Annotated in this window: 12 protein-coding genes (1 of these 12 running past the window's edge); all 12 read left to right on the forward strand. The window is 48.2% G+C overall.

Annotation, left to right across the window (positions count from 1 at the left end; genetic code table 11):
- The first annotated feature begins 8 nt into the window (after positions 1-8).
- On the forward strand, positions 9-554 hold the full coding sequence (gene hpt / locus AC5LIL_RS00400; protein ID WP_499824539.1) for a hypoxanthine phosphoribosyltransferase: 546 nt from the start codon (positions 9-11) through the stop codon (positions 552-554).
- 105 nt (positions 555-659) lie between these two features.
- Positions 660-2,684 carry an ATP-dependent zinc metalloprotease FtsH gene (ftsH, locus tag AC5LIL_RS00405; RefSeq protein WP_074036633.1) on the forward strand — a complete coding sequence of 675 codons (2,025 nt, stop codon included), beginning with the start codon at positions 660-662 and terminating at the stop codon, positions 2,682-2,684.
- A 93-nt stretch (positions 2,685-2,777) separates the two neighbouring features.
- Positions 2,778-3,542, forward strand: coding sequence for a type III pantothenate kinase (locus tag AC5LIL_RS00410; RefSeq protein ID WP_074036636.1), 765 nt, complete (start codon positions 2,778-2,780; stop codon positions 3,540-3,542).
- A 19-nt stretch (positions 3,543-3,561) separates the two neighbouring features.
- Positions 3,562-4,491: an Hsp33 family molecular chaperone HslO gene (gene hslO, locus AC5LIL_RS00415; protein ID WP_499824540.1), complete on the forward strand. Its 930-nt coding sequence runs from the start codon at positions 3,562-3,564 to the stop codon at positions 4,489-4,491.
- Positions 4,492-4,575: 84 nt separating this feature from the next.
- A complete protein-coding gene (gene cysK, locus AC5LIL_RS00420; protein WP_074036641.1) occupies positions 4,576-5,529 on the forward strand; it encodes a cysteine synthase A in 954 nt (317 codons plus the stop codon).
- 94 nt (positions 5,530-5,623) lie between these two features.
- Positions 5,624-7,003: an anthranilate synthase component I family protein gene (locus AC5LIL_RS00425; protein WP_074036642.1), complete on the forward strand. Its 1,380-nt coding sequence runs from the start codon at positions 5,624-5,626 to the stop codon at positions 7,001-7,003.
- Positions 7,000-7,584, forward strand: coding sequence for an aminodeoxychorismate/anthranilate synthase component II (gene pabA / locus AC5LIL_RS00430; RefSeq protein WP_499824541.1), 585 nt, complete (start codon positions 7,000-7,002; stop codon positions 7,582-7,584). Before AC5LIL_RS00425 ends, pabA begins: the two co-directional genes overlap by 4 nt.
- The gene (locus AC5LIL_RS00435) at positions 7,568-8,386 is read left to right on the forward strand and encodes an aminotransferase class IV (RefSeq protein ID WP_499824542.1); all 819 of its coding nucleotides are present in this window, start codon (positions 7,568-7,570) and stop codon (positions 8,384-8,386) included. The genes pabA and AC5LIL_RS00435 overlap by 17 nt, the downstream gene beginning before the upstream one ends.
- An 11-nt stretch (positions 8,387-8,397) precedes the next feature.
- Positions 8,398-9,183 carry a dihydropteroate synthase gene (gene folP, locus AC5LIL_RS00440; RefSeq protein ID WP_074036647.1) on the forward strand — a complete coding sequence of 262 codons (786 nt, stop codon included), beginning with the start codon at positions 8,398-8,400 and terminating at the stop codon, positions 9,181-9,183.
- Positions 9,176-9,541 (forward strand): dihydroneopterin aldolase, encoded by a 366-nt coding sequence (gene folB / locus AC5LIL_RS00445; RefSeq protein ID WP_074036649.1) that lies wholly within the window; start codon positions 9,176-9,178, stop codon positions 9,539-9,541. The genes folP and folB overlap by 8 nt, the downstream gene beginning before the upstream one ends.
- Positions 9,538-10,035 (forward strand): 2-amino-4-hydroxy-6-hydroxymethyldihydropteridine diphosphokinase, encoded by a 498-nt coding sequence (folK, locus tag AC5LIL_RS00450; RefSeq protein WP_274665397.1) that lies wholly within the window; start codon positions 9,538-9,540, stop codon positions 10,033-10,035. The genes folB and folK overlap by 4 nt, the downstream gene beginning before the upstream one ends.
- A gap of 70 nt (positions 10,036-10,105) precedes the next feature.
- Positions 10,106-10,500, forward strand: the 5' portion of a protein-coding gene (gene dusB, locus AC5LIL_RS00455) for a tRNA dihydrouridine synthase DusB (RefSeq protein ID WP_499825340.1). It continues 544 nt past the right edge of the window; 395 of the gene's 939 nt are visible here — the first part of the coding sequence; the start codon lies at positions 10,106-10,108; the stop codon falls past the right edge of the window.

Here is a 10,500-nt window from a genome sequence, read left to right on the forward strand (position 1 = left end):
ATTTCAAGATGTCATTAATGAGCGATATGGAGAAAATTTTAATCTCACGTGAAGAGATTCAAGAAAAGGTGAAAGAGCTCGCTGGAACGCTTAGCGAAGACTATAAAGAAGAGTTTCCGCTTCTCGTGTGTGTATTGAAAGGCGCGATGCCATTCATGTCTGATCTCGTCAAAGAAATGGATATCCATTTAGAAATGGATTTCATGGACGTGTCGACGTATCACGGAGGTACTTCTTCAACAGGTGAAGTAAAAATCGAGAAAGATTTAAATACATCTGTAGAAGGACGCGACATCTTGATTGTAGAAGATATTATTGATAGTGGATTGACGCTTGGCTATCTTGTCGATCTTCTTAAATACCGTAAAGCGAAGTCTGTGAAGATTGTCACGCTTCTCGACAAACCGACAGGACGCAAAAATGGTTTATCAGCAGACTATAGCGGTTTCGTGATTCCACACGAATTCGTTGTCGGTTACGGTCTCGATTATGAAGAGAAATATCGTAACCTTCCTTACGTCGGTGTGCTCAAACCGAGCGTTTACGGGGGCTAACGTTTTTCTTTTGAAAATGTGACGTGGTAAGATAAAAGAAATCCCCAAAGTATAGGCATATACTGAATGGGCGAGAACATCGTTTCTCGGAATAGGAGGCAGAGAATGAATCGTGCAGTGAAAAACACATTGGTTTTTGGTGTGATTTTCCTAGCCTTGATCTTGTTCCTTCAATATTTGCAGAATCCGAATAGTCAGAGTGAAACGCTCTCGTATTCGAAATTCCTAGAATATGTGGAAGATGATCGGATTGAGACGGCAACCGTACAAGAAATCCCGGGGGCTATCTCGATTACAGGCGACCTTACAGGAGATGACGACCAGCGTTACGAAACAAACATTCCAGCGAACGAAGCTGAATATGCGGATGTATTGACGCAGCTTCGAGCGAATACGGATATTCAAATCGAGGAGGCTGAATCGAACAGTAGCTGGTTCAGCATCGTCTTCGCGATTTTACCGTTCATTATCATCTTCATCTTGTTCTTCTTCTTGTTGAACCAGGCGCAAGGTGGTGGCGGTGGTGGTCGTGTGATGAACTTCGGGAAATCGAAGGCAAAACTATACGACCAAGAAAAACGTCGCGTCACGTTCAAAGACGTGGCCGGAGCAGACGAAGAGAAACAAGAACTCATCGAAGTTGTTGAATTCTTGAAAGACCCTCGTAAGTTCTCGAAACTCGGTGCGCGTATTCCGAAAGGGGTCTTACTCGTAGGTCCTCCAGGGACAGGTAAAACACTTTTGGCCCGTGCTGTTGCGGGAGAAGCCGGGGTACCATTCTTCTCGATCTCAGGTTCTGACTTCGTTGAGATGTTCGTCGGGGTCGGTGCGTCACGTGTCCGTGACTTGTTCGAAAACGCGAAAAAGAATGCTCCATGTATCATTTTCATCGATGAAATCGATGCAGTTGGACGCCAACGTGGTGCCGGTCTCGGCGGTGGTCACGATGAGCGTGAACAAACATTGAACCAATTGCTCGTTGAAATGGATGGATTCAGTGACAATGAAGGGATTATCATGGTTGCGGCGACAAACCGTCCGGATATTCTCGACCCAGCCCTCCTTCGTCCAGGTCGTTTTGACCGTCAAATCACGGTCGATCGTCCAGATGTAAAAGGGCGCGAAGAAGTGTTGAAAGTCCATGCACGCAACAAGCCACTTGACTCAACTGTAGACTTGAAGTCGATCGCACAGCGTACACCTGGTTTTTCTGGGGCTGACTTGGAAAACCTCTTGAACGAAGCAGCACTCGTTGCAGCACGTTCAAACCGTACGGCAGTATCGGTTGTCGATGTCGAAGAAGCAATTGACCGTGTCATTGCAGGACCTTCGAAGAAGAGCCGAATCATTTCTGAAAAAGAACGTAACATTGTCGCTTATCACGAAGCGGGTCACACAATCATCGGTCTCGAGCTTGAGAACGCGGATGAAGTACACAAAGTGACGATTGTTCCACGCGGTAACGCTGGAGGATACGTCGTCATGCTTCCAAAAGAAGATCGTTACTTCATGACAAAACCTGAACTCGAAGATAAGATTGTCGGACTTCTTGGTGGACGCGTCGCCGAAGATGTCATCTTTGGTGAAGTGTCAACAGGAGCGAGCAACGACTTCCAACGTGCAACAGGGATTGCGCGGAAGATGGTCATGGATTACGGGATGAGTGATAAGCTCGGACCGCTCCAGCTCGGTTCAAACCATGGCGGACAAGTCTTCCTTGGCCGTGACTTCCAGACAGAGCAGAACTACTCGGATGCGATCGCTCAAGAGATCGATTTAGAGATTCGTGACATCATCAACCGCTGTTACGCGAAAGCGAAACAGATTTTGACAGAGCGTCGCGAAGACCTCGAGCTCGTTGCGAAGACATTGCTTGATGTGGAAACGCTCGACTCGAAACAGATTCGTCACTTGATCAAGACACGCGAATATCTCCCGCATGAGCCGGAAGAAGATGTGGACGCATCAACGGACTCGGACGATGCAGCGAAGAAAGATGATGCGGCCGTGCAACACGGACAAATCGTCGATCAACCTGAAGTTGTTCAAGACAGCCAACCGGATGTCGTACCTGAAGGCGATAAGCCAGAGGCGACTCCAACGGAACGTCCGAATAACGAATCACGTTAATGAATGAGACGAATGCCCTTGACGAGGCATTCGTCTTTTTTCGTGTTATAATTCGAGCGAACTGCAATTGACAACAAAGTGAGGAACTATATCATGATTTTAGTGATTGATGTTGGAAATACAAATATTGTTCTAGGGATGTACGATGGAGACCATCTCGTACACCATTGGCGAATTTCAACGGACCGGACGAAAACGACGGATGAGTATGGCATGTTAGTGAAATCGCTCTTTGACCATTCGAACGTCTCCTTCGATCAAGTCGACGGTGTCATTTTGTCCTCTGTCGTACCTCCTGTTATTTTCCCACTTGAACAAATGTCACAACGATACTTCAATGTACGTCCAATCGTTGTGGGCCCAGGTGTGAAGACAGGATTAGACATTCACGTCGAGAATCCCCGCGAAGTCGGGGCCGACCGAATTGTCAACGCGGTGGCAGGAATCGCCAAGTATGACGGTCCGCTCATAATTGTTGATTTTGGAACGGCAACCACGTATTGTTACATCGATGAGAAGCGTCGCTACCATGGCGGCATCATCTCACCAGGAATCATGATTTCAGTGGAAGCACTTTATCAACGTGCTGCGAAATTACCACGGATTGAACTGGCAACCCCACCAACGGTTATTGGGAAAAATACGATTCAAGCGATGCAATCGGGGACGTATTATGGCTATGTCGCCCAAGTGGATGGCATCGTGAATCGGATGAAGCGTGAAGTTGGTGAAGCGACCGTCATTGCGACTGGAGGATTGGCACGATTGATCAGTGAACATGCAGAAACGATTGACCATGTAGATTCGTTCCTGACACTCGAAGGTCTCCGCCTCATTTACGAGCGCAATCAAAAGTAAACTAAAGGAGTTAATTCATATGATTCATTCAGAACAACAAGTATTACTCGATCAAATGAAAGACGATTATCTCGTTCGGGCCCTCGGCTTTAATGGAGAGGTGCGTGCCTTTGCAGCCCGTACGACAAAAACAGTGTACGAAACACAACTTCGTCATCAAACGACACCGGTTGCCTCAGCCGCCCTCGGACGGACGATGACAATCGGTTCGATGATCGGAGCCATGCAAAAAGGTGCGGCACGCGTCACACTTAAAGTGGAAGGTGATGGTCCAATCGGGAAAATCATCGTAGACGCAGATACAGCAGGAGATGTCCGTGGATATGTGTCTTACCCTCGTGTCGATGGCGGGACGTTCGTCAATGAGCAAGGATTGACGAAGTTGAAAGTCGGCGAAGCGGTCGGAAAAGGAACGGTCTCGGTCATTAAAGACTTAGGTTTGAAAGATTATGTCGGTGGTTCTTCAGAGATTCAAACAGGTGAAATCAGTGAAGACTTCACATACTACTTTGCAACATCTGAACAAGTACCATCAGTCGTCGGAGCAGGTGTTCTCGTCTTACCAGAAGATGAATCGATTCTTGCTGCAGGTGGTGTCATCGTTCAGTTGCTGCCGAACGCTTCCGAAGCGACGGTACAAGCGCTTGAAAAAGCTCTTCAGACGTTCCCGCCGGTATCTGTTTTAATCGGTGAAGAAAAAACACCGGAAGAAATGTTGCAATTACTTCTCGGCGATAGCCTCGATGTCCTCGATACGAACCCAATTCAGTTCAATTGCACATGCAGTCGTGAACGAATGGAAAGCGCCATTATCGGTCTTGGAAAAGAAGAGATTCGCCAAATGATCGAAGAAGACGGTGGAGCCGAAGCGGTTTGCCATTTCTGTGGTGAAAAGTATCATTTCTCGGCTGAACAGTTGGAAACGATGAAAGAACAAGCACAATCGTAAGCAACGTTCCAAATTGCATATTTTCAATTCGATAGGGTATGATAACAATATCGGAATAGTCGGAATTATGAAGGAGGAAATGTAATGCGAATCGTAAACTCAGTGACAGACTTGATTGGAAAGACTCCGATTGTGAAATTGAACGGAATGACTGGACCAGAAGATGCCGATGTGTATCTCAAGCTTGAATATATGAACCCAGGGTCAAGCGTCAAAGACCGAATTGCTCTCGCCATGATTGAAGCGGCAGAAAAAGACGGAATCTTGAAGCCGGGTGATACCATCATCGAGCCGACGAGCGGGAACACAGGGATTGGTTTGGCGATGGTCAGTGCCGCGAAAGGATATAAAGCCATTCTCGTCATGCCTGAGACGATGAGCATGGAGCGTCGTAACCTCCTTCGTGGATACGGGGCTGAGCTCATCTTGACACCAGGACCAGAAGGAATGGGTGGAGCGATTCGTCGTGCTACTGAAGAAGCTGAGAAAAATGGCTACTTCCTTCCGCAACAATTCAACAACGCAGCGAACCCGAACGTGCATGAGATGACGACGGGACCTGAAATTGTCGAAGCGTTCGAAGAGTCAGGTCTTTCGGTGGATGCTCTCATCGCGGGAGTCGGTACAGGTGGTACAATCACCGGTGCAGGAAAAGTCGTGAAAGCGAAATATCCAGACGTGAAAATTTTGGCGGTTGAACCGGTTGATTCCCCAGTCTTGTCGGGTGGGAAGCCGGGACCTCATAAGATTCAAGGGATTGGTGCCGGCTTTGTCCCATCTATTCTGGATACTGAGATTTATGAGGGTGTCCTTCAAATCACGACAGACCAGGCGTTTGAATACGCGCGCCAAGCGGCACGCACGAACGGTGTCCTCGGTGGAATTTCTTCAGGGGCTGCCATTGCAGCGGCACTCGATACGGCGAAACGCCTCGGTAAAGGGAAAAACGTATTGGCGATTATCCCGTCAAACGGAGAACGTTACTTGAGCACACCGCTTTATCAATTTGATGAAGAATCAAACGAGAGTCGAGTATAACATTTCAGGCAGTAATCGAGAGACATTCTCTTTCGGTTGCTGCCTTTTCTTGTGTACAATAAAAGGCATGAATGAATAGACGGAGGAATGACAAGTGAGATCGACAGCGTTCAGAACGAAGCGGATGACGAAAGAAAAGATGTATGAGGCATACATGACGTTGACAGCAGACCAGCCGTACCACGCATGGCTAGAAAGTGGTAGGGCAGGACGGTATACGATTGCGGGAATCGAACCGTTCGGTCGCTTCCATGTAAAAGACGGTGTCGGTCTCTTACAAATAGGGGAAACGACTGAAACGATGTATGGGAAACCGCTCGAGATGGTCAGTGAAGTGCGGAAACGATTTGAAGCTGAGCGTCCGGAAGGGGCACCTCCCTTCTTCGGTGGCATGATTGGTTATGTCAGCTATGACGTTTCTCGAACAATTGAGCGACTCCCTAGCCAGGCAGAAGATGATTTAGCGACGCCGGACGTCTCGTTTCTGTTGTTTGATGAAGTGGCTGTGTTCGACGAAGAGAGTTCGACTCTCTATTTGATGGTCACAGCAGAAGGCAATGTCGAACGTAAAGCGGATCGCTTAGCGGCCATGTGGAACGTCGAATCACACTACGCATTCAACCCGACTGAACAATTGCCTGTCGAGCGTTCGCGTTCCATGTCTCAAGACGAATTTGTGGAGGCGGTCAAACGAATTCAGTCTTATATCGTGGAAGGTGACGTGTTCCAAGTGAATTTGAGTGTTCGTCAATCCGAACCGTTACGCGCCGACCCACGTCGTGTTTACGATACGCTTCGTCAAATGAATCCCTCTCCGTACATGGGATACTTTGTGGATGACGCACTGACAATGGTCTCCGCTTCACCGGAACTATTGCTTGAGAAACATGGATCTGACATTTCAACGCGACCGATCGCGGGTACGCGTCCACGTGGAAAAGACGATGTTGAGGACTTGGAATTGGCGAACACTCTACTTGAAAACGAGAAGGAGCGAGCGGAACACGTCATGCTCGTCGACTTGGAACGGAACGATCTCGGGAAAGTCGCGGCATACGGTAGTGTTCATGTGGACGAGTTGATGGTGATTGAAAAGTATTCACATGTTCAGCATATCGTCTCGAATGTACGGGGTACGATTCGTGATGAAGTATCAGGAGCGGAGGCGCTAGCCGCGATGTTCCCTGGTGGTACGATTACCGGTGCACCGAAAATTCGAACGATGGAAATTATCGAGGAACTTGAACCAGTTCGCCGGGGATTATACACCGGGTCATATGGATGGTTAAGTTGGGACGATGATCTCGTCTTCAACATCACCATTCGAACGATGGTCGTGAAAGATGGGATTGCATACGTTCAAGCGGGAGCGGGCATCGTCATCGATTCGGATCCGGTCTCAGAATATGAAGAATCTCTGTCCAAAGCGAAGGCGCTATGGGCGGCGAAGCAAATGACGGAGGAGACGACATGATTGTACTAATCGACAACTATGACTCATTCACATACAACTTAGTGCAGTATTTTGGAGAACTCGGTGAAGAACTGGTCGTTTATCGAAACGACGAAGTGACGATTCAAGATATTGAGAAACTTGCTCCGAGCTACCTGGTCATTTCCCCTGGACCTTGTACACCGAACGAAGCCGGGATTAGCGTCGAAGCGATTCAAGCGTTCGCAGGGCGTATTCCAATTTTAGGTGTGTGTCTCGGTCATCAAGCGATTGCGCAAGCGTTCGGAGGAGACGTCGTTCATGCGGAGCGGCTGATGCATGGGAAAACGTCGAAGATTCAACATGACGGGAACTCGATTTTCAAAGATATTCCTCAGCAGACGGTCGTGACCCGTTATCACTCGTTATCTGTGGAGCGTTCTACCTTACCGGAATGTTTGATGGTCACAGCAGAAACAGAAACGAAAGAAATCATGGCACTCCGACATCGGACGCTCCCGATTGAAGGCGTTCAGTATCACCCTGAAGCGATTTTGACCGAGCATGGAAAAGAGATGATTCGAAACTTTATCGAGGAGTACTGCCATGTGGTATTGGCATAACGGGGACCTTGTCGAGCGAGAGGATGCATGGATTCCCGTCGAGGATCATGGATTCTTATATGGGATGGGTTTATTCGAGACGTTTCGAACATATGATTTCATTCCGTTCTTGTTCGATGCGCATTGGGAACGATTGATGAAGAGTCTAAATGAGCTGTGGATTGATTTTCCGTACACAAAGGAAGAAATCGAGACGGCGATTCAGCAATTGTGTCTTCAAAATGAAGCTCCTGACTTGTATATCCGATTGAACGTATCGGCAGGAGTCGCGCCGCTCGGTCTGTATGCCGGACGATATGAAAAACCGAACGTCACGTTGATTGCCAAACCGCTCTCCTCAGAAGTTGTGCCACAGGAGAAGCGAGTCGAACCGATCCCTTTCCCAAGAAGTCGTCCTGAAGCGGCTTTTCGATTAAAATCGCATCATTACATGAACAATATCCTCGGAAAACGCACCTTGCAAGACCAGGATGCTGAAGGATTATTTGCAGATGAACAGGGCTACGTGGTGGAAGGGCTCGTGTCGAACATCTTTTGGGTCGGATCTGATGATGTGTTGTATACGACACCACTTTCGAGTGGAGCACTCGCGGGCGTGACGCGACAGTGGGTGATCGATTGCTTTCCCGTGGTGGAGCAAGCGGTGACATTTGATGAATTAACCGCAGCGAAAGAGATTTGGATGACGAACTCGATTCAGCAAGTCGCTCCGGTGACGCATTATGGAAATCTGAGATACCCTGGTAAAGATGGGGAACGATTTAACGAAGTGTGGACGGAACTCGTTCGTTCACTTGGATAGGAGGCTGAAGCATGACGAAGATCATGGGTATTTTAAACGTGACCCCGGACTCGTTTTCAGACGGAGGACGATATACAGCGGTTGAAGAAGCCGTACGTCACGCAAAGCAACTCGTACGAGAAGGAGCGGATGCGATTGATGTCGGTGGTGAATCGACGCGACCCGGTGCGACGCTTGTTTCTGCAGAAGAAGAAATTGAACGTGTCGTCCCGATCATCGAACGATTGGTACAAGAAATTGATGTGCCGATTTCGATTGACACGTATAAACCTGCTGTTGCGAGGGCGGCATTAGAAGCGGGTGCGACAATCATCAATGACGTGTGGGGCTCGAAATGGGGAGATCGGTCGATGGCGCGTGTCGCCTTTGAGTATGGCGTCCCCATCATTTTGATGCATAACCGAGAAAATCGAGACTACCATCATTTTATTGAAGATGTGGTGAGTGATTTGCAGGAGTCGATTGAGATTGCTCATGCAGCGGGTGTGAAAGATGAGCATATTTGGCTAGACCCAGGAATCGGGTTCGCAAAAGACGTGGCGCAAAATCTAAAGCTCATGAATCACCTCGATGTGATCACGCGTCTTGGCTATCCGGTGTTACTAGGTACGTCCCGTAAATCGTTTATCGGCCAAACGCTCGATTTACCAACCGAAGAACGCGTGGAAGGGACGATTGCGACGACGTGTTTAGGCATCATGAAAGGGTGCGATTGGGTACGCGTCCATGACGTGAAAGAGAATATGCGTGCAGCGAAGATGATGGATGCGATGATGAGGGGGAACGGACATGGATAAGATTTTTGTGAACGGCATGCGCTTTTATGGATATCATGGTGTGTTTGAAGAGGAGAACCGTCTCGGTCAACGGTTTCACGTGGATTTAATGTGTGAGTTAGACCTTGCACCTGCTGGGAAGTCAGATGATTTACAGGATGGAGTCAGCTACGCGGGGTTATATCAAGTCACAGAAGACATTGTGACAGGAGAACCGGTCAATTTACTCGAAACACTCGGAGAACGAATCACGACGGCCATTTTGGCACATCATGATTTGATTCAAAGCGTAACAGTAAAAGTAATCAAGCCGGACCCACCAATCCCAGGACATTACGACTCGGTGGCAATCGAGATGACAAGGAGACGCACGTCATGATTTTTATCGCATTAGGAGCAAACATCGGGGAGCGGGCCGCACAATTGTCTGACGCGATTGATGAAATGGGAAAAATGGGTGTTACGGTCACGAAACAATCATCGGTTTATGAGACCGCCCCTGTCGGTTATACCGATCAACCATCATTTTATAATATGGTGGTCGAAGTGGAGACTCATCAATCTGTAACGGACTTATTAAACACCCTTCAACAAATTGAACGGCAGTTAGGTCGAGAGCGTCTCTTTAAGAACGGTCCGCGCACCATCGACCTTGACATCCTCTATTATAATGGGGAAGATATACAATCGGAACACTTGACGGTACCACATCCGCGGATGCAGGAACGTGCGTTTGTGCTCGCTCCATTAGCTGAGATTGCGCCAGAACTCATCGTCCGAGGACGAACGGTCGCATCATGGCTAGCAGATTTACCGATGGCAGACCGCCAAGATGTCGTTCGGTTACAGTTGCTAACGAATTTGGTGAAATGAAGGATGTGTTGTCTTGACAGGCTTTAAGATTGGAAATATAGATATTAAAAACCGTGCAGTCCTTGCGCCGATGGCTGGCGTGACCAACCCGGCATTCCGATTGATTGCAAAAGAATTCGGGGCGGGACTCGTCTGTGCTGAAATGGTCAGTGATAAAGGGATTTTGCTCGAGAACGCGCGGACGATGCGCATGCTATATGTCGATGAACGAGAAAAACCGCTCAGCTTGCAAATTTTTGGTGGTTCTAAAGATACACTCGTCAAAGCGGCGCAGTACGTCGATCAAAATACGAATGCCGACATCATTGATATCAACATGGGTTGTCCTGTGCCGAAAGTAACGAAATGTGACGCAGGTGCAAAGTGGCTACTTGATCCGGATAAAGTGTATGAGATGGTCAATGCCGTCACGAATGTGGTCGAAAAACCGGTCACGGTGAAAATGCGCCTTGGTTGGGACGATGA

It is taken from the genome of Exiguobacterium sp. RM11 (genome assembly GCF_059821525.1).